General features: G+C 66.9%; 27 protein-coding genes and 2 tRNA genes. 12 read left to right on the forward strand and 17 right to left on the reverse strand.

All coding sequences use genetic code 11. The annotated features are described in order from the left end of the window. Positions 1-226 precede the first annotated feature (226 nt). From C474_RS11215 to C474_RS11225, 3 genes are all read left to right on the forward strand, one after another. Positions 227-514: a glutathione S-transferase N-terminal domain-containing protein gene (locus C474_RS11215; RefSeq protein WP_008386845.1), complete on the forward strand. Its 288-nt coding sequence runs from the start codon at positions 227-229 to the stop codon at positions 512-514. Then, entirely contained in the window at positions 514-1029 is a 516-nt protein-coding gene (locus tag C474_RS11220) for a redoxin domain-containing protein (RefSeq protein ID WP_008386847.1), read from the forward strand. Before C474_RS11215 ends, C474_RS11220 begins: the two co-directional genes overlap by 1 nt. A 92-nt stretch (positions 1030-1121) precedes the next feature. Continuing rightward, positions 1122-1745 carry an L-threonylcarbamoyladenylate synthase gene (locus C474_RS11225; RefSeq protein ID WP_008386849.1) on the forward strand — a complete coding sequence of 208 codons (624 nt, stop codon included), beginning with the start codon at positions 1122-1124 and terminating at the stop codon, positions 1743-1745. A 15-nt stretch (positions 1746-1760) separates the two neighbouring features. On the opposite strand, the gene C474_RS11230 is transcribed toward C474_RS11225, so the two are convergent. After that, positions 1761-2429 carry a CRISPR-associated protein Cas4 gene (locus C474_RS11230; RefSeq protein ID WP_008386851.1) on the reverse strand — a complete coding sequence of 223 codons (669 nt, stop codon included), beginning with the start codon at positions 2427-2429 and terminating at the stop codon, positions 1761-1763. Between the two features lie 66 nt (positions 2430-2495). Then, positions 2496-3368, reverse strand: coding sequence for a hypothetical protein (locus C474_RS11235; protein WP_049916932.1), 873 nt, complete (start codon positions 3366-3368; stop codon positions 2496-2498). Between the two features lie 198 nt (positions 3369-3566). Here C474_RS11235 and fer point away from each other — a divergent pair, with 198 nt between their 5' ends. The 3 genes from fer (at position 3567) to C474_RS11250 (ending at position 5119) form a co-directional block, all read left to right on the forward strand. Beyond that, a complete protein-coding gene (gene fer, locus C474_RS23330) occupies positions 3567-4256 on the forward strand; it encodes a ferredoxin Fer (RefSeq protein WP_008386855.1) in 690 nt (229 codons plus the stop codon). A gap of 205 nt (positions 4257-4461) precedes the next feature. Beyond that, a complete protein-coding gene (locus C474_RS11245; protein WP_008386857.1) occupies positions 4462-4734 on the forward strand; it encodes a HalOD1 output domain-containing protein in 273 nt (90 codons plus the stop codon). Between the two features lie 100 nt (positions 4735-4834). Next, positions 4835-5119 (forward strand): hypothetical protein, encoded by a 285-nt coding sequence (locus tag C474_RS11250; protein ID WP_008386859.1) that lies wholly within the window; start codon positions 4835-4837, stop codon positions 5117-5119. Between the two features lie 103 nt (positions 5120-5222). Here the strand turns inward: C474_RS11250 and C474_RS22365 are convergent, their stop codons facing one another. The 5 genes from C474_RS22365 to C474_RS11270 all read right to left on the reverse strand — a co-directional run bounded on the left by C474_RS22365 (position 5223) and on the right by C474_RS11270 (position 10511). After that, positions 5223-5396 carry a hypothetical protein gene (locus tag C474_RS22365; protein WP_160166833.1) on the reverse strand — a complete coding sequence of 58 codons (174 nt, stop codon included), beginning with the start codon at positions 5394-5396 and terminating at the stop codon, positions 5223-5225. Positions 5397-5781: 385 nt separating this feature from the next. Next, positions 5782-5854: transfer RNA gene (locus C474_RS11255), tRNA-Pro, on the reverse strand. 47 nt (positions 5855-5901) lie between these two features. Then, positions 5902-7764, reverse strand: coding sequence for an SLC13 family permease (locus tag C474_RS11260; RefSeq protein ID WP_008386861.1), 1863 nt, complete (start codon positions 7762-7764; stop codon positions 5902-5904). Between the two features lie 123 nt (positions 7765-7887). Beyond that, positions 7888-9948, reverse strand: a complete 2061-nt coding sequence (locus C474_RS11265) for a DEAD/DEAH box helicase (protein ID WP_008386863.1) — start codon at positions 9946-9948, stop codon at positions 7888-7890. Positions 9949-10130: 182 nt separating this feature from the next. After that, positions 10131-10511, reverse strand: coding sequence for a cupin domain-containing protein (locus C474_RS11270; protein ID WP_008386864.1), 381 nt, complete (start codon positions 10509-10511; stop codon positions 10131-10133). 151 nt (positions 10512-10662) lie between these two features. On the opposite strand from C474_RS11270, the gene C474_RS11275 reads away from it, so the two are divergent. After that, complete coding sequence (locus C474_RS11275; RefSeq protein ID WP_008386866.1) at positions 10663-11841, forward strand: M50 family metallopeptidase; 1179 nt, start codon at positions 10663-10665, stop codon at positions 11839-11841. Positions 11842-11859: 18 nt separating this feature from the next. Here the strand turns inward: C474_RS11275 and C474_RS11280 are convergent, their stop codons facing one another. Further along, complete coding sequence (locus C474_RS11280; protein ID WP_008386868.1) at positions 11860-12636, reverse strand: competence/damage-inducible protein A; 777 nt, start codon at positions 12634-12636, stop codon at positions 11860-11862. A gap of 201 nt (positions 12637-12837) precedes the next feature. Between C474_RS11280 and C474_RS11285 the strand changes: the two genes are divergently transcribed. Beyond that, positions 12838-14295 carry a carotenoid oxygenase family protein gene (locus C474_RS11285; protein ID WP_008386870.1) on the forward strand — a complete coding sequence of 486 codons (1458 nt, stop codon included), beginning with the start codon at positions 12838-12840 and terminating at the stop codon, positions 14293-14295. Positions 14296-14648: 353 nt separating this feature from the next. Here C474_RS11285 and C474_RS22625 read toward each other — a convergent pair whose 3' ends face one another. The 4 genes from C474_RS22625 to C474_RS11300 all read right to left on the reverse strand — a co-directional run bounded on the left by C474_RS22625 (position 14649) and on the right by C474_RS11300 (position 16797). Beyond that, a complete protein-coding gene (locus tag C474_RS22625) occupies positions 14649-14807 on the reverse strand; it encodes a DUF7331 family protein (RefSeq protein ID WP_008386896.1) in 159 nt (52 codons plus the stop codon). Between the two features lie 275 nt (positions 14808-15082). Beyond that, a complete protein-coding gene (locus tag C474_RS11290) occupies positions 15083-15871 on the reverse strand; it encodes a TrmB family transcriptional regulator (protein ID WP_008386898.1) in 789 nt (262 codons plus the stop codon). A gap of 74 nt (positions 15872-15945) precedes the next feature. Then, positions 15946-16287, reverse strand: a complete 342-nt coding sequence (locus C474_RS11295) for a DUF7344 domain-containing protein (protein ID WP_008386899.1) — start codon at positions 16285-16287, stop codon at positions 15946-15948. 437 nt (positions 16288-16724) lie between these two features. Then, positions 16725-16797, reverse strand: a tRNA-His gene (locus C474_RS11300). A gap of 124 nt (positions 16798-16921) precedes the next feature. Between C474_RS11300 and C474_RS11305 the strand changes: the two genes are divergently transcribed. Beyond that, on the forward strand, positions 16922-17377 hold the full coding sequence (locus C474_RS11305; RefSeq protein WP_008386900.1) for a DUF5814 domain-containing protein: 456 nt from the start codon (positions 16922-16924) through the stop codon (positions 17375-17377). 48 nt (positions 17378-17425) lie between these two features. Here the strand turns inward: C474_RS11305 and C474_RS11310 are convergent, their stop codons facing one another. The 3 genes from C474_RS11310 to C474_RS11320 all read right to left on the reverse strand — a co-directional run bounded on the left by C474_RS11310 (position 17426) and on the right by C474_RS11320 (position 19583). Further along, on the reverse strand, positions 17426-17833 hold the full coding sequence (locus C474_RS11310; RefSeq protein ID WP_008386901.1) for a ribbon-helix-helix protein, CopG family: 408 nt from the start codon (positions 17831-17833) through the stop codon (positions 17426-17428). Between the two features lie 133 nt (positions 17834-17966). Beyond that, entirely contained in the window at positions 17967-18653 is a 687-nt protein-coding gene (locus C474_RS11315; protein ID WP_008386902.1) for an RPA family protein, read from the reverse strand. Continuing rightward, positions 18654-19583, reverse strand: a complete 930-nt coding sequence (locus C474_RS11320; protein ID WP_008386903.1) for a replication factor A — start codon at positions 19581-19583, stop codon at positions 18654-18656. Positions 19584-19781: 198 nt separating this feature from the next. Between C474_RS11320 and C474_RS11325 the strand changes: the two genes are divergently transcribed. Together C474_RS11325 and C474_RS11330 are read left to right on the forward strand one after the other, a co-directional pair. Further along, positions 19782-20069, forward strand: a complete 288-nt coding sequence (locus C474_RS11325; protein WP_008386904.1) for a DUF7091 family protein — start codon at positions 19782-19784, stop codon at positions 20067-20069. Next, entirely contained in the window at positions 20063-21130 is a 1068-nt protein-coding gene (locus C474_RS11330) for a mannose-1-phosphate guanylyltransferase (protein WP_008386905.1), read from the forward strand. The genes C474_RS11325 and C474_RS11330 overlap by 7 nt, the downstream gene beginning before the upstream one ends. Before the next feature lie 19 nt (positions 21131-21149). Here C474_RS11330 and C474_RS11335 read toward each other — a convergent pair whose 3' ends face one another. Together C474_RS11335 and C474_RS11340 are read right to left on the reverse strand one after the other, a co-directional pair. Continuing rightward, complete coding sequence (locus tag C474_RS11335) at positions 21150-21680, reverse strand: Tfx family DNA-binding protein (RefSeq protein ID WP_008386906.1); 531 nt, start codon at positions 21678-21680, stop codon at positions 21150-21152. Positions 21681-21766: 86 nt separating this feature from the next. Then, the gene (locus C474_RS11340; RefSeq protein WP_008386907.1) at positions 21767-22267 is read right to left on the reverse strand and encodes a TRAM domain-containing protein; all 501 of its coding nucleotides are present in this window, start codon (positions 22265-22267) and stop codon (positions 21767-21769) included. A gap of 129 nt (positions 22268-22396) precedes the next feature. Here C474_RS11340 and C474_RS11345 point away from each other — a divergent pair, with 129 nt between their 5' ends. Next, the gene (locus C474_RS11345) at positions 22397-23095 is read left to right on the forward strand and encodes a hypothetical protein (protein WP_008386908.1); all 699 of its coding nucleotides are present in this window, start codon (positions 22397-22399) and stop codon (positions 23093-23095) included. Positions 23096-23169: the final 74 nt, after the last annotated feature.

Consider the following 23169-nt stretch of genomic DNA (forward strand, 5'->3'; position numbering starts at 1 on the left):
TGGCGGTCTGAACGGGGGCTGCCGAACCCGCCCAAGGGCGGTGCTGAGCAGCGATAGATGGTACGAGCGACGACAAACCCATGCAAATACGTCCACTTGTCCGGCCCCGGAATTAAGAGTTGCCCTCCCTCTTCCGTCCGAACGTCCGTCTCGTCGGATTTCAGCGCTCGCGGCGGGGCGTTCCGGGGGCGAAGCGCTTAGGGACCGGACGGCCGTATCGACGGGTATGACAGTCGACGAACCGGCGATTACGCTGTATCGACTGCAGGCGTGTCCCTTCTGCGAACGGGTCGTCCACGTACTGGACGAACTGGATATCGCCTACGAGTCGCGCTTCGTCGAACCGATGCACTCCGACCGGAACGTCGTCAAGCGCATCTCGGGCAAGCGGACCGTCCCGGCCATCGTCGACGACGAGACGGGCGTGACGATGTCCGAGTCCGCCAACATCGTCGACTACCTGCGGGACACCTACGGAGACGGCTCCGGGGCCGCCGAGGGAGGTGCGGCTTGATGGTCGACTTCGACGTCGTCGACCTACCCGACTCGGACCACCCCGAGGCCGGCGACACCGCACCCGACTTCACCCGTCCGCTCGTCGGTCCGGAGTACTGGGAGGACGTCGCCCTCTCGGAACTCACCGACGAGGGGCCGGTGCTGCTCGTCTTCCACCCGATGGACGGCGCGTTCCCCGCGACGTACGTCTGGAACAACCTCCGCGACCACGGCGTCGTCGACCGTGTGACCACCGTCGGCGTCTCCATCTCCTCGCCGTACGAGCACAAGACGCTCCTCGCGGAACGCGGTATCGAGGACTCCGTCTGTCTCTACTCGGACCCCGCCGCGGGCGTCGCCGACGGATACGGCATCGAGAACCCCCTCGACGGCATGACGGGCGTCACCGAGCACCGCCCGGCCGTCTTCCTCCTCGACGAGGACCGCACCGTGGAGTACGCGTGGGTCGCGAGCGAGTGGCCCGACTTCCCCGACTACGAGGAAGTCGCCGACGCCGTCGAAGAGCACGCGTAACCCCGCCGCACGACCGTCCGGCGCGTTCCGGACGACTCTCCGTCCCGCTCCGGCACCCTCTTACTTCCGCGCCGTCTCCCGATTGACGAACGATGTCGAACCTCGACGACTCGATAGACGCGGCCGCGGCGGCCGTCCGCGCGGGCGAAGCCGTCGTCTATCCGACGGAGACGGTCTACGGCCTCGGCGCGGACGCGACGGACGCCGACGCCGTCGAACGCGTGTTCGAACTGAAGGGACGCGACCGAACCAAGCCGCTCTCGGTCGGCGTCCCCGACGTGGCCGCCGCCCGCGAGTACGCCCGCCCGACGCCGTTCGAGACCCGGTTCATGGAGCGGTTTCTCCCCGGTCCCGTCACCGTCGTCGTCGAACGCGGTCCTGATCTCCCGGACGCGCTCACGGCCGGCCGAGCGCGCGTCGGCGTCCGCGTCCCCGACTACGAGACCACGCTCGAGTTCTACCGCCGCGCCGGCCGACCCGTGACGGCGACCAGCGCGAACCGGAGCGGTGCCCCGAGCATCCGGACGCCCGCCGAACTGGACCCGGCGCTCCGAAAGCGCGTCGGCGCGGTCCTCGACGCCGGCGAGACGCCCGGCGGCACCGAGAGCACCGTCGTCGACCCCGGTCGGAACGTGATACACCGCCGCGGCGCGATGGCCGACGAGGTGGCGGCGTGGCTGACCGAGGAGGCGGGCGCGCCGCCGACCGTCGAGTAGGGGCGGTACGGAGACTCACAACCCCAGCAGCGTCTTCAGCGACCGCGTCTTCGTCCCGCAGGTCGTCCGGTACTCGCAGGCGGCGCACTTCTTCGAGTCGCGGACGCGGGGCGGGACGCCCTCCGTTCGTCTGACCGTCCACAGCGTCCGCCGGTAGGCGCCCGCGTTCCGCGTCGTGACCCGGACCGCCCGGACGACGCCGTGGGCCGGATACTCGACCAGCGCGCGCGGAATCTCGCGCTCCCGCTCCCACGCCAGCGCCTTGGCGACGGCGACGGCCCGGACGCGCTGAGGCTCCCAGACGCCGCGTTCGGGCGGGTCACCGGGGGACACGAGCGTCGGCGTCGGCGGGTCGCCGCCGAGCACCTTGTGTGCGACGCCGTGGCAGTCGCGCCCGCGGAGGAACACCTCCCGACCGGTCGGCGCCGCCAACTCCGCCCAGTCGTCGCGTTCGGTCAGGCGGCCGAGGTTCTCGCGGTAGGTGTCGGGCGGAACCACGACGGGACGCGCGTCGAGTTCGTCGTCGTCGGCCCTCAGTAGTTCGTCGTACCGGAACGCCAGTTCCCGAACCGCCTCGACCTCCGGCGGCGGCGCGTGGTCGTCGTACTTCTCGGCGTAGTACAGTTGCCGGGGACAGTAGGCCGCTCGCGCGAGGTGCGAGAACGGCGTCGAGGGTCGTGACACGGGGACGTTGGCGCCGCTCCCGTACTTGAACGTTCGCCGGAAGAGGGTCGGGGGCCGACCCGATTCTCAGAGGTCGAAACCGGGTTCGTACGCGAGTAGTCCCGTCAGCGCGTCCTTCGTCGACCCCTCGCGCACGCCCAGTTCCGCGTCGGAAACGTCGGCCAGTCGCTCGACGACGCGGCGCCTCTCGGGCACCTGCGAGGGGTGTTCGCGGGCGAAGTGGACGAGCGAGACGTGCGCGTACGTCCACACGTCCCCGTCGTCGTCCGACAGGGCCTCGGGAAGCGCCGTCACCGTCCGCGGGAACCGCCGGGGTTCGGCGCCGAGCAGTTTCCCGGCCGCCATCACGCCCGCGAGTCGCACCGTCGCGTCGCCGTCGCGCATCGCCGCCGTCACCTGCCTGTCGGTCCGGGCGACGGCTTCGGGGAACGCCTCGCCGACTTCGCCGACGACGGCCAACGCGGCCCGCCGGGTCGGCACGTGCGGCGTCTCCAACCGGCGCACGGCGGCGTCGAGACCCTTCCTCGCCGCCGCGGGATGGACGGCGGCGAGTTGTGCGAGGGCGCGCATGCCGACGAACGAGAGCGACTCGGCGTCGGCGGCGGCGCACGCCGCGATGTCGTCGGCCCACACCTCGAACTCCACGGGGCGGAGGAGACCGAGGAGGTCCAACGCCTCCCCGGCGGCCCGTCGGGCCTCGTCCCCGCAGTCGCGGACGATGACCAGCAGGTCTCCGACGGTATCGCCCGCGCTCACGGGGTCAGACAACGCGGTTTCGACGACTCCGTCGACGAACGCCGTCGGGTCGACGGCCTCGTCCCGGTCGTCGAAGCGGGTCGCTCGTCCTTCGTCCGCCGTCCGATTCGGCGTCCGGTTCTCCGCGCTGTCGTCGACGGTTTCGAGTCCGGCGTCGTCTCCGTCTGGAGGGTTTCGTGACACGGTGTAGCCTCGGATACTGCTCGCCACTGCACGATGGGGACGGTTATAGTTACGCCGTCGATTCCCCGTTTTGAGAATTTGAGCGCCGCTCCCGTCGATTCGTCCGCCGGTCGTCGAACGCGCGTCGGACGCCCGACGCGCCGCCGATGAGTTTCCGGGAGAGGAGATGATTTACGTGGCCGTTCCTTACCGCCGAACGTGGATTCTCCGTTCGACGTTCTCGGAGTCGGGCCGGACGCGGACGACGCGGAGGTCGACCGGGCCTACCGGCGTCGAGTCATCGAAGTTCATCCGGACCAGGGCGGGTCGGCGAGCGAGTTTCACCGGGTTCGGACCGCCTACGAGCAGATCATGGCCGGCGACGTCCCGGACCCCATTCCGGACGACGCCGCGACCGCCCCCGGCCCCGACTCCGCCGGCGTCGACGACTCCGACGCCGGCGAGGACGAGGAGACCGAACAGGAGGGGTCGCGGGTCGAGTATCTCAACTACGAGGTGCTCGACGACCACGGCTGGGACCTCGGCGACGACGACCTCTTCGAGAAGGCGGCCGACGCGGGCCTCGCCCACGAGGACTACGGGCAGTTCCTCGCACTCCCGCGGGAGTCGCTCCTCGAAGCGGCCGAGAATCGCGGGTTCGCGTGGCCGTACGCCTGTCGAGGCGGCGCGTGCGCGAACTGCGCCGTCGCCGTCTTCGAGGGCGAGATGGACACGCCCGGCGACCACATCCTCCCCTCGACCATGCTCGACAGCGACATCCGCCTCTCCTGTATGGGCGGACCCGTCTCCGACGAGATGAAAGTCGTCTACAACGTCAAGCACCTCCCCGGTCTCGACGAACTCCGACTCCCGCCGTACCCGTTCGACAAGGCGCGCATGAACGACTGACGCCGCGAACCGCCGACTCGCCCGGCCTCTCACACGGATGCGATTCGACGCCGCCACGGCGGTCGTTTCGTCGATTCTGTCGGAGAACTGCCGATCGAGTGGCTCTACCCTCAATTATTTGCTACTGGGTATCATCGTCCAACCCACGACAGCAGCGCGGTGACGCCGAAGCGAACGTCGCAGATGCAGTCGAAGAGGGGAAATAATGAGCAACGATACCACGACAGCCGATTCTAACGCAGTTCCGACCAACGAACCACCTCGCGAACGACTGTTACACGAGATCGTCTCGCGAGTCGCGGAGGCGAACGACTGCGGCGTGTTTGACCTCCGACCGGTGTCGGAGGTGGTCGACCCGGAGGCCCTTGAAGCGCTCCTGATCGCGTCGAACACGACCATGACGGTCACCTTCGCCTACGAAGGCGGACTGGTGCGGGTGAGCGAGGCGGGCGTCGAGTTCGAATTCGAACTCGACTGACCGCGCGATGTGCGTCGGTGCGTCCGTCCCGCCGGTCCCGAGCCGTCGCTCCTCGAACTGATTCGCGCAGATATTTGACATACCTGTCCCGACACTCGGCGTGTTCGACCGCACGTCCCTCCTCTCCGGGGCCGTCGTCAGACTGTCGTTCTCCCGGAGCAACCTGCGCGAATCTCGTTCTCGCTGGTCGCTCCTCCACGTTCTCCTCGTCGCCGGCGGCGCGCAGTTCGGCGTCCAGATGAACTTCCCCATCCCGTCAAGTCTCACTACCGCCATCTGGTTTCTCGTCCTCGGCGTCGGCTGGGCGGCACTGCTCGTCGGCGTTCAGATGAGCCGCGAAAACGCGTCGTCGGGGTCCGACCCGACGGCCGTGACGACGGACTGAGTCGCTCCCCGGCGACATCCGTCCGCAGTTCTGCCGGCTTTTCCCCCGCCGATTCCCCACTGTACCCTATTCCCCGTCCGCCCGCGTAGAGCGACGACGCGATTCAGTAGTGCGAGCAGCGTCCGTTGAGGTGGTGTCGGACGGTGTCCTCGTCGAACTCGAAGTGCGTCGAGAGCGCCTCCACCGTGTACCCCACTTCGGCGGCCAGTCGCATCTCGGTGCATTCGTCGGCGTCCACGGGTTCGAATTCGTCGTTGAGTTCTGCTTCTGTGTGCATACTTCCCCATTAGGTGGTGTGAGGATTGGGGTTGTGCGTATACACATAGCTAGTCGAAAAAACCGATACTATAGTAGTGGAATTAACTCACTTAGCAGATATTCATCTATACTCAACATAAAAGCGGCTTAGTATGTACGGAGAGTTGGTCAGTTGTTCGAGTCGGGGGGTGGTCGAGTGCGCGACGCCGCGATGAGCGGAGCGAGTCGTTTTCTGATTCGGGCGTTCACCGGAGCCGTCGCACCGCGAGAACGACCCGACGTCTCTGAGGAGGACGCTCGACAGACACGAACTCTCCTGTACCGAGACTCGCAGGCTCGTTTCGCGACGTTCGAACCGTTCGCTGTGCATTTCTGGCTCCTCACGTGCGTTCGTCGCACAGAAATGGGACCGCCCGGATTCGAACCGGGGTCACGGGCACCCAAGGCCCGAAGTATACCAGGCTAACCCACGGTCCCGCATCTACCGGTGGGGTCGTGCGGCGGTAAAGCGTTTCGCTCGGCGTTCACGCGGGTGGCGTGAGACCCCACCACGCGGCGATTCCGATTGTCGTGACCACCGCGAACAGGAACTGCAGGGGCGCTCCGACCCGCAGGTAGTCCGTGAATCGATACCCGCCGGGACCGTAGACGAAGAGGTTCGTCTGGTAGCCGACGGGCGTCATGAACGCCGTCGACGCCGCGAACGTCACCGCGAGGATGAACGCGAACGCGTTCGCCCCGAGCGTTCCCGCCGCCTCGACGGCGACGGGTATCATGAGGACGACGCTCGCGTTGTTCGAGACGACGTTCGTCAGCAGGGCGGTGACGAGGTAGAACACCCCGAGGACGCCGATGAGGGGGAGGAAATCGCCCGTCAGCACGACGAACTCCGCGAGCAGCGCCGCCGCCCCCGAGTTCTCCATGGCGATGCCGAGGGGGATGACGCCCGCGAGGAGGAAGATGACGTCCCACTGGACGGCGTCGTACAGTTCCGGCGGACGGAGACAGCCCGTCGCCACCATCGCTAGCGCGCCGGCGAGGGCGGAGACGACGATGGGGATGATGTCCAGGGCCGCGAGGGCGACGACGACGGCGACGATGCCGATGGCGACGGGAATCTTCCCCTCGCGGTAGTCGTGCCGGTGTACCTCTTGGGCGACGATGAAGTCGCGGTTGGTGTCGAGGCGTTCGATACTGTCGGTCGTCGCCTGCACGAGGAGCGTGTCGCCGACGCGGAGTCTGATGTTGTCCATCCGTCGGCGGACGAGTTCCCCGCCGCGTCGGAGGGCGAGGACGGTGGCGTCGTAGCGCTGGCGGAAACTGGCCGAGGCCAGCGACTCGCCGACGAGCGAGGACCCCGGCGCGACGACGACTTCGACGAGATTCTGTCCGGACTCGCCCGTCTCTAGCTCCGCCTCGTCGACGGTGACCGGAACGGGATTCAACCCCTCCACGTCGAGGAGTTCGACGAGCGTGTCGCGGTCGGTTCTGAGCGCGAACACGTCGCCCGCATGAATCTCCTTCGGGCCGAGCGGTTCGAGGAACACCTCCCCGTCGCGGATGAGTTGGATGAGGTCCACGTCGAACTCCGTCTCTACGAGCGCCCGTTGGACCTGCTGGCCCACCAGCGGCGAGTCCTCGCGGACGACGACTTCGGTGAGGTAGTCGCTCATCTCGAACTCCTCGGTCAGGTCGCGTTCGGGCTTGATGCGCTCGGGCGTGAGCCACTTCCCCACGGTGAGCAGGTAGACGGTGCCGACGACGCTCACGGCGAGTCCCAACTCTGTGAACTCGAACATCGTGAACGTGCGGCCGATGAGGCGGCCCGAGAGGTCCGAGGCGAGGATGTTCGTTGAGGTACCGATGAGCGTGAGCATTCCGCCGAACATCGAGGCGTACGACAGCGGCAGGAGGAGTTTCGACGGCGAGGTGCCGCCGCGCTGGGCCAGGTCGGTCACCATCGGCAGGAGGATGGCGACGGCGGCGGTGTTGTTGATGAACCCCGAGATGGGGCCGACGACGCCGATGGTCGCCCCCAACTGCCGGGACTCGCTGTCGCCGGTGAACGACGCTATCTTCGCGCCGAGCATCTGGACGATGCCGGTCCGCTGGACCCCTTCGCTCAGGATGAACATCGCCAGCACCGTCAGCGTCGCCGTGCTGGCGAATCCGGAGAGCGCCTGCTGGGGGTAGGGGTCGAACAGTAGAACCGGTTCCGAGAGGAGGCCCCACGTCACCAGCCACTCGGAGGCCGGTTGCGCGAGCATCAGCGTCACCATCACCCCGAGCGCGGTCACGTCCACGGGAACCGGTTCGGTGGCGAAGAACACCAACGCGAGAAGGATGACCGCGGAGACGACGACGATGCTCGGCGTTATCGTTACCACACCGTCACCGAAACGCCCCCGTCAGAAAAGGATATAGGTTCACATGGCTGCCGTTTGCCGGTTTCATTGGCGTCAACGCGGCGGTGTGGACGAACGCTGTCGACGTTCTATCGATGGACCCCCTTACAACTCCTCGTCGGCCAGTTCCATCTCGGCGACGATGTCGTACGGACTCAGACCGCCGCGGATGCCGCCGAGGATGCGGAAGGCGTCCCGCGGCGCGAGGAAGTGCCGGCAGACGGCGCGGCCGAGGGGGGTCGGCTCGAATCCGTCGATGAACTTCCACTCCAAGAGTTTCCCGACGGCGTGCTTCGTCGGCACGTCGCCGAGCATCCGGTCGTTCAGGCGCTTGGCCTTCTTGCCGGCGACGATGATGTTCGCAAGCGTCTCCTCGGCGGCGGCGGACTCGTCGTAAACGGTGATCACGTCCTCCATCTCCCCTTTCAGGAGCTTGAACGCCACCTCGTCCTCCGTCATCTCCATGGAGTTGTGGTACGACGCGTCGGGTTCGACGAGGAGGTACACCGTCCCCTTGTCGTGGTAGTCCGGCCGCCCGGCCCGACCAAGCATCTGCTCGAACTCCTGGACGGAGAGCCACTCGATGCCCATCGCCAGCGTGTCGAACACCACCTGCGAGGCGGGGAAGTCGACGCCGGCGGCCAAGGCGGCGGTGGTGACGACGGCCGCTAAGTCCTGGTTCCCGAACTGCCGTTCGACCTGCTTGCGACGGCGGTAGTCGAGGCCCGCGTGGTACGGCGCGGCGTCGTACTCCAGCTTTCTAGATATCTCGTGACAGCGCCTGCGGGAGTTGGTGAACACGATGGTCTGACCCCGATACCCCTTCGAGGACTTCGTGTCGAACTCCCGTCTGACGAGTTTGTTGATGATGTCGGGCTTCTCGCGGCCGTCGGCGAACGTGACGTGGCGTTCGATTGGGACGGGTCGCTCCTCGAATTCGATGAGCGTCGACCGAAGCTTCCGCGCCAGCGTCTCGGGGTTTCCGACCGTCGCTGAGAGGTAGACGTACTGCGCGCCGTCGTAGCGCTCCCGTCGTTGCTCTCGCTCCTCGCAGTAGTGTTTCAGCCGGGAGATCATCCCGTCGAGGCGGTGGCCGCGTTCGTCCTCCTTGAGCGTGTGCACCTCGTCGATGACGACGGTGGCGATGTCGCCGAGGTCCTTGCCCGTCCGCAGGGCGTGGTCGATGCCCTCGTAGGTGCCGACGATGATGTCGGCGTTCGGGTCGAAGCGGTTGCCGTCGTCGTTGATGCGGGAGGCGCCCACGCGGATGGTAACGTTCAGGTCGTCGCCGTAGCGCTCCTCGAAGTCCTCGTGCTTCTGGTTGGCGAGGGCCACGAGGGGAACGAGAAAGAGCATCTTCCCCTTCCCCTCCAGCGCGCGATTCACGCCCGCGAGTTCGCCGACGAGCGTCTTCCCGGTCGCCGTCGCCGACACGACGAGTTGGTCGCGGCCCTCGAACAGGCCGTTCTCGACGGCGAGCGACTGCACCGGCAGCAGGGTGTCGAAGCGGTCCTCGACCATCGACTGCAGTTTCGGGTCCAAATCGAGGGTCGACGTCGGGACCAAATCCACGTCGTCGGTCGTCGCGGAGACGGTGTCGAACTTCGTGAGGTCGGGGTCTAACCCCCCCTTCAGGAGGTTGGAGATGCGGCCGAGGTCCTGCGTCTCCAAGAGGAGGGATTCGAGGCGTTCCTGTGCGGCCTTCGTCATCGTCCCCGTCCCGGAGAAGTCGAGTTCGCGCTCCAGTTCCCGCTTCGCGCAGTCCGGGCAGATGTGCTCGTTGTCGGCCTTGATGGCCGTCTCGCCGGTGATGGGCGAATAGCGGCCGTTCGAGGCGCAGAAGCGGCAGGTACGCACGACGAGGGCTTCCAACTGGTAGCCCTCCAGCATCTCGCGAAACTCGTCGCGGCGGGACTTGGAGGTCTGCTGGGAGATGCGGATTCGCTCGGCTCTGCGGGCCAGTTCGACGAACTGGCTCGGGTCTCGGGGCTCGTCCGACGACCCGCGCTTGACGCGGAACTTCGCGGGGCGGGGGCCGGCGCTCGTCTCCTTCAGTTCGAGCACGGCGCGGAAGACGCGCTCTCCGTCCCGTTGGACGACGACGAGGAAGTCGTCGTTCGTCTCGTGGACGAACAGCGTGTCGACGCGGCCGACCTGTTTGGACACGCCCTCAGGTAGGAGGACGGGGTATTTCAGCGGTTCGTCTATCGGCCGACCGCTCTCTCGGCGAATCACTCGCGTCCGCTGTCAACGACGCCCCGAAAGCTCCCGCCCGCGGCAGTCGTTCGCGCAGTCGTCGCGCGTCCGACCCCGGCCGCTATCGCTCGCTGCGTCCGTCTTCCGCCGCGTCACTCCTCCTGCAGTTCGATGCTGTCGTCGCCGTTCGGCACCGCGCAGAGGAAACTCCCCTCCTCGTCGCTCTCGTTTCGGTACCAGTGGACGACGCCCGCCGGGATGAGAAGTGAGTCCCCCTCCGAGACTTCGTGCTCCTCGTCGTCGATGCCGACGGTGTACGTCCCCGAGAGGACGTACTGCTCGTGTTCGACCTCGTTCGTGTGCTTCGGGACGGACGCGCCCGCGTCGAGGGCGAACCGTCGAATCGCGAAGTTCGGCGCGCCGTCGGAGGCGTCGAGGAGGACGCCCTTGGACATCCCGTCGGCGGCCCCGACGGCCCCGTACTCCACGTCTTCGGCGCGCTTGACGACCGGTTTCGGCTGGGATTCGCTCATACGCCGACCACGTCGACGGGCGGCCTAAACGTTCGCCCCGGGGACGCGTTCCGGCCACCGCCGTCGTTCGGTCGGGCCGTCGCCCCTTCTACCGGCCTCCAATTCCGAATATCGGATTGGACTTAATATCCGTCGCCGACTAGGCTCTTCTATGCGCGGAATCCGCATCGGACGTGTCTTCGGCATCCCGATTCAGTTGAACCTCACGTTTCTCCTCGTTCTCCCGTTGTTCGCGTGGCTCATCGGGTCCGACGTGGGCCAACTCGTCGAGGTTCTGAACCAGTTCGCCCGCACGCCCATCGACGCCGCGCCCCTCACCGAGGGGTCGATGCAGTGGATTCTCGGCACCGCCGCGGCGCTCGGACTGTTCGTGTGCGTCCTCCTCCACGAGTTCGGCCACTCGCTGGTGGCGATGCGGTTCGGCTACGAGATAGAGTCCATCACGCTGTGGCTCCTCGGCGGCGTCGCCAGTTTCGCGGAGATGCCCGAGGATTGGAAGCAGGAGTTCGTTATCGCCATCGCCGGGCCCCTCGTGAGCGTCGCCGTCGGGGCGCTCTCGCTCCTCGGCTTTCTCGCTCTCCCCGTCTCGCAGGGCCCCGTGAAGTTCGTCCTCGGCTACCTCGCGCTGACGAACGTCATGCTGGCGGCGTTCAACATGCTCCCCGGCTTTCCGATGGACGGCGGGCGCGTCCTCCGGGCGCTCCTCGCCCGGACTCGACCGCACGCGCGAGCGACGCAACTCGCCGCGGAAGTGGGCAAGGCGTTCGCGTTCCTCCTCGGCATCGTCGGCCTGTTCACCTTCCAACTTCTGCTCGTCGCCCTCGCCTTCTTCATCTACATGGGCGCCTCCTCGGAGGCCCAGCAGACGGTGATGAAGGCCGCCTTCGAGGACGTGACCGTCCGGGACATCATGACGGAACGGAACCGACTCGACGTCGTCGACGTGCGGACGAGCGTCGCGGAACTGCTCGACCGGATGTTCCGCGAACGCCACACAGGCTACCCGGTGATGAAGAACGGCCACCTCGTGGGGATGGTGACGCTCAACGACGCCCGGTCGGTGAACGAAGTCGAACGCGACGCCTACCTCGTCGGGGACGTGATGTCGGGCGAACTCACCACCGTCCTCCCCGACGCCAACGCGATGGACGCCATCACGGTCATGCAGGAGAACGGCGTCGGGCGACTGCCCGTCGTCGACGAGAGCGGCGAACTCGTGGGGCTCATCTCGCGGTCGGACCTCGTCACCGCGCTCAACATCATCCAGTCGCGCGGGTCGCTCCCGACGGTCCGACGGGGCGACCAGACGGAAATCGTCGACCCGCGATAAGAGCCGACTTTCGGCGCTCTACTCCCCGCTCTCGGCGCCCTCTCCGTTTTCGGATTCGACTCCGTCTTCGGCCTCGACCAGTTCCCGGCCCGCGTTCTCGATGAGCCACGACGACGCCTCGGTCAGCACCGACGGGTCCGTCGCGGTGAGTTTGATGCGCGTCCGGGTCCCCTCGCGGTTGGGATAACTGCCGACCCGGATGTTGAAGCGCGTCGCCACCTCCGCGAGGGGGTCGGCCATCGCGCCCTCCGGTTCGGGCGTGTAGAACGTCTTCGTCGCAACGGTGCCGCCGAAGTCGTCGGCGACGTTGGCGAAGACGGCGCGCATCTCCTCGGGGATGCCGGGGAGGACGTAGACGTTCTCGGCGACGCACCCCGGTGCGAGACCCTCCGGGTTCGGAATCGGAGTCGCCCCCGCGGGCATGGAGGCGTACCACGGCACTTCGAGGTCGAAGTCGATGTCGGGTCGCCGTTCGAGGATGCGTTCGATGGTCGCCTCCACGTCGGCGGCGGCGACGGGGTTCACCTCCAACTCCCGGTCGAGTCCGGCGGCGACGCCGTCCATCGTCAGGTCGTCCGGCGTCCCGCCGAGGCCGCCGGTGACGAGGACGGCGTCGAACGACGCCGCCCACTCGCGGACCGTCTCGGCGATGACGGACTCCTCGTCGGGGACCGTGAGCACGCGAACCACCTCCACACCGCGTTCGGTCAGTTCGCGCGCCAACCACGTCGCGTTGGTGTTCTCGATGTCGCCGGCGAGCAGTTCGTTGCCGACGGTCACGATGGCGACGTCCATGCCCCGACTACGGACGCCGGACGGATAGCCCTACTGCGAGAGGTCGTGGCGAACGTTCGGTCCGCCCCGTTCCGCTCCACTCGCCGCGACTCTCCGGTCACCCGACGGCGCGGTCGGTTGCGGGGGATACCGACCCGACCACGACGACGTTCGCGTCCCTCGGAGTGAAAATCTCATATAACTGTACCGTCAACGTCGCCCATGAATCGGTGGTCGCTCGGTCTGCGCAGTCAACCGGAGACGGTTTCCAACGCCGAGTTGCGGGTCGACGGGACGCTCCCCGAATGGGTGGACGGGTCGTTCGTTCTGAACGGTCCGGGACAGTTCGAGGTGGGAGGACGGTCGTTCGCGTACTGGTTCGACCCGTTCGCGATGCTCCGACTGCTCGACGTGAGCGGTCCCGACGGAACCGTGCGCTACACCAACCGGTACGTCGACTCGCGGGACTACCGATGGGCGCTCGACCGCGGCGGCGTCCGCACCGCGTTCCCGGGCACGCCCCCCGACCGGTCCCCGTTCGTCCGCTTTCACCAACTGCTAACCGGGCGGTTCACCGACAACACCTCCATCGGCACCGTCCGCGTCGGGGGCGAGTGGGTGGCCGTCACCGAGTCGCCATGGGGGCACGTCATCGACCCCGAGACGCTGGAGACCGGCGAGCGAATCGACCTCACGCGCGGCCTCCCCGTCGACGCGACGCTGGGACACGTGCACGTGGACCCGGATACCGACGAGTTCTGGGGGCTCGGTCTCTCCTACGGGCCGAAGATGGGATACGTGGTGTTCAAGCGACCCGCGAACACCCGCGTCCCGACGATGGTCGCGCACCTGCCGTTCCGGGACATCCCCTACGTCCACTCCTTTTCGATGACCGAACGGTACATCGTTCTCCCCGCCACGCCGTACGGGCCGAACCCCGTCGCCCTCCTCGCCGGGTCGCTGCTCGACTCGACGACGTTCATCGAGTCGTTCGAACGGCGCGACGGCCCGGCCCGCTTTCACGTCGTCGACCGACAGACCGGGGACGTGGTCGCGACTCCCGAGGCCGACCCCTTCTTCGTCTACCACCACGCGAACGCCTTCGAAGACGGCGACGAGATCGTCGTCGACGCCGTCATCTACCCCGACGACCGGGCGATAACCGGCCTCTACCTCGACGAACTCCGCACGGGCGACCCGGACGTTCCACCGGGCCGCCTGGTCCGCTTTCGACTTCCGCTGGACGGACGCGACATCGTCACTCGAGAGTCGCTTCACGACGGCCCCGTCGAATTTCCCACCATCAACTACCGCGGTCACAACGGCCGCCCCTACCGCTACGTCTACCTCGCGGAGATGAGCGCCGGCCCGTTCCCCACGGGACTCCTGAAGTTCGACACGGAGACGCGGACGGAGACGGCGTGGACGCCCGTCGCCGCCGACGGCGGCGACGCCTACCCCAGCGAGGCGACGTTCGTCCCCCGTCCCGGCGCAACCGAGGAGGACGACGGCGTCCTGTTGACGGTCGTTCTCGACCCGGCGACCGAGCGGTCGGTGTTCGTCGTGCTGGACGCCGAGACGATGACGGAACTGGCGCGGGCGACGCTCCCGCACTGGACGCCGTACCCCTTCCACGGTCAGTTCTACGACCGCGAGAACCCGACGCGAACGATGCACTGAAACTCGGAACGCGGCGCTCCGACGAAAAGAGGACGTACTGGAAGTGACACCCACCGAACCGAAACCCGAACTCGTCGGGCGCGTCGACGAACTGCTCCGACCGAACGGCGTCTGCCATGGACACGATTTTGGTAGTACGTGCCGCTCGGTTACGGATCGTCGTTCTCGCCGCAGCGAGAATGCGTGTGGTGGTCGTCGCGCGAGGGCTTCCCCCGAACCCCTCGACGACGACCGGGAGGGCCGCAGCAGGGACCGATACCGATCGACTCGCTATTTTGCCTGTCGTGACGAACGCGTGCTCTCCGATTGCCCACCCGCCCCGGTCTCCCCCGAAACCGGCCGGGTCTTCCCCCTCAGGGCTCGATCGGAATCGACACGGTCGACTGGATCCACGCGCTCTCGTTGTCGTGGTCCTGGATGACGACGACCGTTTCGTCGTCAGACTCGTACTCGATGTACTGATACTCCCCGTCCGTTCCCGCGTTGTCTGCCGAGTTTGTTGGTGTCTTCATCGTTTGTTGTCGACCTCCCCACCCTTTCTGGCACGTCGTTCGACACTCTCACCAATGGCGTATGGGCATATACCGATACTGTCTATATGTATAGTTGTGCCCGGACGGCGACGCTAGAATACGAAAAACACCCGTGTATAGTAGTAAATACCAGAGACATTCACTAAAAGATTACTGTTTCGGCTGTTCGCGTAGCGCCTGTGCGGCGGTGCGATCCGAACCCGCGTTCCGAACGGGCGAGAGAGGCGGAGAACGCCACCGAAGGCGTCCGGTCGCTATTTCGGTCGTGCGGTGTCGTCTAGCCGGTCTCCGAGCAGTTCCCGTATCCACGCCGCGAACCCGTGGTTGTGTCCGTTCGACCACACCGCAGTCTCCCTGGGAATGCCCGGGAGGTCGCTCTCCTCGACGCCGCTGGCGAGTATGGCTCTGTGGTCCACCATCAGCAACCGTCCCGGCCACTTCTCTACGACCTGACGCGTCTCCCGGAGGCCGCTCGACACGACGATGTGGGGGTCCGGAAGGGTCTCTCGGATGCTGTCGCGGACCTCCTCCGACGGAACCTCCACGACGACGGTGACGCCGCGGTCACTGGCCGCCGTCAGTCGGTCGACGACGTCGTCTTCGAGCGTCGTCTTGTCGGCGAGGATGAGGTGAACGTCTTCCTCGGCGTCGTCGAGGAGCGTCCCGATTCTGTCGCTCACCTGGTCGGCGTCCGCGATAGCCCACATCCCCTTGTCCTCTTGGGTCTCCGCCGATTCGACGGCCTCTAAGGCGGCGCCCGCGGCTTCGAGGCTGTCGTCGTAGTCCTCGCGCAACCGTTTCAACGCCTCCTTCTTCGAGACGGCCCGGTACTGGCGCGGTTCGGACTGCTGAACGTCGACGAGTCCCCGCCGGTGGAGGCGTTCGACCGTATCGTACACCCGCGACCGGGGGACGTCGGACAGTTGGCTGACTTCCTTCGCCGTTCCCTGTTTGACGCGAACGAGCGCGACGAAGCATTTCGCTTCGTATTCGGTCAGCCCCAGTTGGACCAACGCCTCCGCGGCCGACCCCTCGCTAGACATAGAAAAAATACAGAGTTTGACGCGCCTTAATCTATCGGTGTATTACCTGCTCGAAATATCTCACTCTGTACCGGTCACTCACGACGGATCTCTGAGGAGAGCGTGATCGAATCGTTTTCCCGGTCGTACGCTACGAGGTCCGCGTCCCTCAGTTTCGGTAAGTGAAGGTGATACAGCACTACACGAACCTTCTCCACCTCCTCGGCCGAAATCCCGGACTGCGTCGCGTCCCGGTCCCGTTTCGCGACTTCGTTCGCCAACTCCGCGAGCGTCAGCGGCGTCCGCCCCTCCTCTAGGCATTGGAGGACGTGCCGACGTCGCCGGTGAGAGAGCGCTTCGAGTCGTTCGTCGAGGGCCGACGCGTCGACGGTATCGAAGAGCCGAGTGTCGGAGTGAATGCTCTGCGAGTTGGTCATAACGAGATATTGAGATAGCGGTACTTAGGGCGTCCGTGAGTTCTATCGAGGTACGTCCGCGGTTACTATCGCTGTGACAACGGACCCGGGGACCGGTCCATGGACGAGTCGAGTTTCTCCGTCGCGTACGTCGTTCGCTCGCGTCGCTCCTCTCGGGGCGCACGCTCGCGAGGGGGAAGCACTCGGAGAGACGGTTTTGGTGCGAGAATTGAACCTCGCTACGCTCGGTTACTCGCTGGTTCAATCTCACAGTGCGGACGTTCGTCTGCTCACTTCGTTCGCAGACAGAAAGGTCCGGGTGCGAGAATTGAACCCCGGTCGCTTCTTCCAGTCGCTCCCCGGTTCAATTCTCTGTACGACTTCTCCGTCGCGTATGTGGTTCGCTCGCGTCGCTCCTGTCGGAGCGCCTGCTCGCGAGAATAGCGCTCGGAGAGAAGGTCCGGGTGCGAGAATTGAACCCGCGTCTCAGCCTCCACAAGGCTGAAGGATAGTCCACTACCCTAACCCGGACACGCAGTTAGTGGTATCCTCGTGTGACTAAAATACGTTACGACTCCAGGGAGGCGTGCGAGAGAGGTGCACGCCGCCGTCCACCGGGACGCTTTTGCCGCCGACAGGACTAGAACGGGCAACTGTGGCCATCACGGACAAGATATACCTCAAAAACCACCGCGAAATCGTCTCGCAACTGGACGTGAACATCCCGAAGGGGGCGTTCAAGGGGGCGACGATGGACGTGCTCTACTCGGGAGAGGGCCTCTCGAAGGTGGACGCGGCGACGCGCGACAGACTGCTCGACTTCGCGAAGGCCTTTCTGGACCCCGAGAACCCCGACGACCTCTACACGGGCTACCCGGAACGGCAGTTCGTGACGTACATCCTCGAACTCCGCGCGCAGGGGCTCGGCCCCGACGCCATCGTCGACGTGATGGGCGACGAATACATGCTGTACGCCTACCCCGGCGACGTGCTCTCCTTCCTCGACAACGCCGTGCGGACGCTCGAAGCCGTCGAGACGCTCTCGAACGTCGAGGGCGACGACGAGATGGAACGGAAGGCACGCGACGCGAAGCGGGCGCTCAGCGGCTGAGAGCGCGAGAGCGGGAACACGAAGGCGGCGGCCGCAGGTCGGTTCGTCCTAGCCCAGACGGAACGACGGTTCGTCGGCTTCGCCGTCCAGGTCTTCCAGTTGGATGACCTCCTCCTCCTCGTCTTCGAGTTGTTCGCGGAGGTAGTTGACGTAGCGTTTGTGCTCTTCGAGTTGTTCGCGGAGGTGGTCCGCCTCCAGTTCGAGACGCTCGTGCTCGCGGACGAAACTCTTCGGAACCTGCACCTTCGGCGGGAACGACTCCGTCTCCTCGGCGCCCATCCCTTCGAGTTCGTGGTCCGGAACGACCTGCACTTGGCCGTCGTGGGCAACGAGGGTGTCCACGTAGTCGCGGAAGACGGCCGACAGCGAGATATCCCGCTCTTCGGCTATCTCCCGAAGCGTCTCGAACGCGTCCTCGTTGACGCGGAACGAGATGGTCTTGTTCTTGTTGCCCATGATGCCCAAAAGTTGTCGCTCGGAGCTACTTAATGCTTCGTCAGACGGTTACGCGGCGAAAAATCGGATCGGCGTCGCCGGCGCAGTCCGGCGGCCTGTCGAGGTTCTCTCGGAAGCGTCGCGCGAGCGTCGACTACGCGTTCGGTTCCGGCGAGGCGGTATCGGCGTCGCTCCCCTCCGATTCGGATTCAGAGTCGGACGCGTCGGCGGTGTCGGCTCCGTCCGACCCGCCGAGTTCGTCGCCGCCGGCCTCTTCGAGGCTCTGGAGGGCGGAGACGGCGGCCGTCTTGTAGCGGTCGGTGGGGAGGTCGTACTCTTCGCGGGACATGCGGCCGTACTCGTTGCCCTCCTGGTCGAACCGCTCGATGCGCTCGACCGTCCGCTGAGCCGTCTCGACGACCCAGCGGTCCCGCGTCGTCGCGTCGACGACGCTGATTGACTCGGGGCGCACGGAGACGTTGACGTTGCCGTCGTCCGTCTCGTAGGTCCGCGGCTTGCCGACGACGGAGACGTACGCGGGCGGTTCGAGGTCGCGGAGCGCGCTCGCCGCCTCGGGCTGGTACTGCCCGGCGTAGACGAAGAACGTCCCCGTCGGGTCGACGATGCGGCCCCGCCAGTACTCGTTGTCCTCGCCCACGTCCTCCTTCTCGGTGAGGGTGCCGACGAGGAAGACGCGGTTGGCCTTCTCCCCCGTCGGGAGGAGCAGGTACACCGGCGCCCGTTCGTCGTCGGACTCTTTGAACGTGTAGCTGGCGTCGTTGAACTCTTCGGCGAACACTCGCCGGGCGACCTCTCGGGACGGGACTTCGTTGGAACTCATTTAGATCGACCTCGCTTTGATGAGGACCGCTTCGGCATCGGCCGGTTCGTTCAGTCGTTCGGTGTCGTCGGCGAGCACGTACCGACCCAGTTCGGGGCCGGAGACGCGGTAGTATCTGCCGATCAGGTCCGTGCGCATCTCGTCGACGACGACGGTGGTGTCGAGTGCGTCCATCGCCATCTCCTGCGCTTCCTCCAGCGTGATGCCGGTGAGGTCTTCGGTCATATCGCGGCCGAAGATGACCTCGTGGACGGCGTCGCCGTCGTCGAGGACGCCCTTGATGCGGAGGTCGAACTCGCCCTCGACGTTGCCGTGTTCGTTACAGCGGCCGTTCTGGAGGACGCGCGTGCAGCCCTCCTCGGGGCAGCGCTTGATGAGGCCGCTCCCGGACTGGATGTCCACGAGCGCGCCCTCGACGGTGGTGGCGTCGTCCCCGACTTCGATGTCCTCGTCGAGTTCTTCGATGCTGGTCGTCCGGTTGAGCTTCACGGAGAAGTTGCCCTGGTACTCGTCGGTGACGACGTTGCCGAGGCGGTACACCTTTCCCTCCTCGATTTCGGGGAGGTCGGAGGTGGTGAAGGAGACGAACTTCATCCGTCCGGACTCGTCGCCGAGGAGGCCGACCTGCGAGATGGACTCGCTTCTCGGCTCCCACAGTTCGACGACTTTCGCGGTGACGTCGACCCACTGCTCGTCCTGGTCGATGTCCGCGAGGTGGACCTCCTCGTTCCCGCCGCGACCGAGTTCGTCGCGGTCGAGGCCCGCCTCGTCGAGGTAGCTGTTGACGACGGAGCGACGCGCCTCGTCGACGGGCACCCGGTACTCGTCGACGAGGTTCTGCAGTCGCTCCTCGACGTCGTCGGCGTCGATATCTAAGTGGTCTGAAAACTGCTCGGCGATCTCCTCTGCATGGTTTCGCAGGTCTGACATGGTTTCACTCGCCTCCGCCTTGGTTTCCATTGGGAGGCGTACGTCGGTTGGTTCGCTATGGTTAATAAGCTTACGTGCGAGATGAAACTGAAAACGCAGCCCTTGGGTCTCCTACAGCCACAATTCGGCACTCTCCACCGCACCGAATTCGGCCACCAACGGACCTATAGCCTCGGCGCGCCCACCGCCCGGTAAGCGATGGACGACCGATTCGCACGCTTCGTCCGAGACCAGTTCCGCGTCGCCGGCCGACAGTACGCCCGCGCGAAACGGGCGTACGACGACGGCAGAGAGACGTCGCAGTCCGACCTCCCCGACCTGCCGCGCGACGAGGAGGGGCGCGTCCGCCTGGTCTGCCGGCGCCACGCCGAACGCCGCGCCGTCGGCCTTGACGATGCCCACCTCCCGGCCTGCTTCGAGGCCGGCCACCCCGACTGCGAAGGCTGCGCCGAGGACGTCCGAAGCGGGGTCGTCGAGACGTGGTGAACGCCTCCGCGGACCGACCGGTCGTCGCCCTCGTCCTCGCCGGCGGCACCGGTTCCCGCCTCTACCCCGCGAGTCGCGCGGACCGACCCAAGCAGTTCCTCCCGCTTCTCGGCGAGGAGTCGCTCCTCTCGCGTACGGTCGAACGCGCCCGCGAGGTGGCCGACGAGGTGGTCGTCTCCACCCGCCCGGCGTTCGCCGAGGCGATTCCCGACCACGCGCCCGACGCCGAGGTGGTCGTCGAACCCGCCGCGCGGGACACCGGTCCCGCCCTCGTCTACGCCACCCACTGCGTCCGCGACCTGTACGGCGACTGCGTCGTCGTCGCCCTCCCCAGCGACCACCGGGTCGAGGGCGACTTCGCCGACACGATGCGCCGCGGGGCGCGCGTCGCCGCCGACACGGGGTCGCTCGTCACGTTCGGCGTCGAACCGACCCGACCGGACACCGGATACGGCTACATCGAACCCGGCATCTTCGTGGGCGAAGGAGGCGAAGGGAGCGAGAAAGGGGAGGACGAGAACGGCTACGCGCCCGTCGCGGCGTTCCACGAAAAACCGGACGCCGAGACGGCCGAGAAGTACGTCGACGCCGGCCACTACTGGAACGCCGGCATCTTCGCGTGGACGCCCGCTGCCCTCCTCGACGCCGCCCGCGACACGCCCCTCTCCGGTCTCGTCGCCGCCCTCGACGCCGGCGACGACGCCGAGGCCGCCTTCGAGGACGTGCCGGAGGTGAGCATCGACTACGGCGTGATGGAACGCGCCGCCGACGCCGTCGTCGTCCCCGCGACGTTCGAGTGGGACGACCTGGGCTCGTGGGACGCTCTCGAACGCGTGCTGGACCCGGACGAGGACGGGTCGGTCGTCGCGGGCGACGCGACGCTCCGGTCGGTCGACGCCGCGGACAACGTCGTCGCGGGCGACGACAAGCACGTCTCGCTCGTCGGCGTCTCGGACCTCGCGGTGGTCGCGTGGGACGACCGGGTCCTCGTCGTGCCGAAGTCGCGCGCGCAGGACGTGCGGGACCTCGCGGACGAGTTGAAGTCGCGCGGCGAGTTCTAAGCGCGTCCGCTCGCCCTCCCTACTCCGCGGACCGCCGGACGCGGAGGGTCCCCTCGGTCGTGACGCCGACGAGGAGCGACGAGCGCACTTCCCGCCCCCGGACGGCGTCGCCGGCGGCGTCGGCGACGATCTTCATCAGGTCCGGCGCGGTGTGACTCACCTTCACGCCCGCCTCGTCACAGGCGTCGTAGACGAGTTTCGGCACGTCGTACAGGTCGGCGCCCTCCTCGACGGCCACCTGAACGGGGGCGGTCAGCGCCTCCGCGAACGCGACGGTCTCTCTCGCCCTCTCGACGTTGCGCCGCGCGCTGGATTCGACGCTGGAGACGTTCGCGCGCGAGGTTCCGAGGTGCTCGGCGATGGTCGACTGGCGGACGCCGCGTTCGCGGAGGGCCAGCACCTCGGCCTGCCGTCGCGTGAGGACGCTCGTCTCGGGGTCGAATCCCGTCTCGGCGAGGACGCCCGCGGCGTCGACGTCCGCGTCGGTACCGACGCCGTCTCCCTCGCTCCCGTCCCCATCCCCGTCCCGGCCGCGGTCCGCGTCGTGCATACGCTTCGCTACCGGCGCGGGTCGCAAAAAGCTACAGAAGGATGTGACTGTCCGTGGCGTGACGCGGCGTGGCGGTTCGCGGGCGTCTAGCTCCCCCAGAAGTTGTCGCGGCTTCCGAGGGCGGTCGGCCGCTTCGGCCCGCTTCCCTTGTCGTTGCCGCCGTCGTCGTCGCTGTCGTCGCCGTCATCGTTCCCGTCGCCGTCGCCGCCTCTCCCGGCCGCGTCGGCGTCTCCGGCCTCCTCGTCGGGGTCGGTCGGCAGGCGCTCGACCACCTTCTTCGATTTGGCGTGGTTCGACTTCACCCGGTCGATGCGGACGACGGCGCGCGTGGTCGGCAGCAAGCCGTCGACGAGGACGATGAAGCCGTCCTCGGTCCGCCCGACGCCGGCGCCGCTCTCGTGGATGTCGTCGACGGTGACGACGACGTCCTCGCCCGGCTTGACGGGCTGCTGTTTCAGGTCGCGGATCGGCTGTTCGTAGCTGTTACACCACTCTGCCCCCGCGCGGTCCCCGTAGTACTGACATCCCATCCCGTTGATGCGCTCGGAGTACCGCGGGCACTCGTCCGCCAGTGGACAGTCTGACATACGAGAGGCTACTCTATCGCTCGTCTAAACGCTTCCGGGTGCGCCTCCGAGGCGCCGACACGGTGTGAGGCCCGGGGTCCGTCGCTCACCGGACGCAACGCTTTCCCGCGCTTGCACCCGAACTCGACTATGAGCCGTCGCGTCCCGGAGTTCGCCCTCATCATCGGCGTCGTCCTCGGCCTCTCGGCGGTGGTGTTCGGTCTCGTGCTCGGAGGGGGCCTCCTCGATACCGTGGTTCTCGCCGCCGTCGGCACGTACCCGTTCGTCGCCTTCGGCCTCCTCCGCGACGACGACCCCGCCTCGGTCGTCCCGCCGCGCTGGGTGCTCGCCGGCGGCGTCCTCTGGGCGTCCCTCGGCGTCGTCGGCGTCCTCGCGGGCGACTCCTCGCCGTCCGCCCTGATTCCCGCGGCCTTCGCGGGCCTCGTCCTCGCGCTTCCCCCGGCGGCGTACGCGGTCCGTTACGGCGCGGGCGTGAATCCGCTCCCGGCCCGAGCGACGTTCGCCGTCGGCGTCGTCGTCGCCGTCGGCCTCCTCGTCGTCGGTCTCGTCACCTCACAACCCGTCTTAGGCGTCGTCGACGCCCTCCTCGCCGCCGTCGCCGCCGGCCTGTACGCGACCGCTCGCGGCGTTCGACTCGCCGAGCGCACCCGCCGTGCGGGCGTCGCGGCGGGTGCGCTCCTCGGCGTCGCTCTCGTCCTCGTCGGCGTCGTTCTCGGCGACGAACTCACGAACTGGCTGCTGGCCGGCGCCGCGGTGGCGTTCGCCCCGAGTCTGTACGTGGTGCTGTCGCGGGACCGAAAACGGGGTCGGAGGCGGCGGACGCGGTGAGTCCCCTGAGAACGGTCCGCCCCGCCGTCGTGAACGTTCTTGACCGGAAGTTCGCGTTCCGCTTCTGCGGAGTC

It is taken from the genome of Halogeometricum pallidum JCM 14848 (assembly GCF_000337095.1).
Classification (GTDB): domain Archaea; phylum Halobacteriota; class Halobacteria; order Halobacteriales; family Haloferacaceae; genus Halogeometricum; species Halogeometricum pallidum.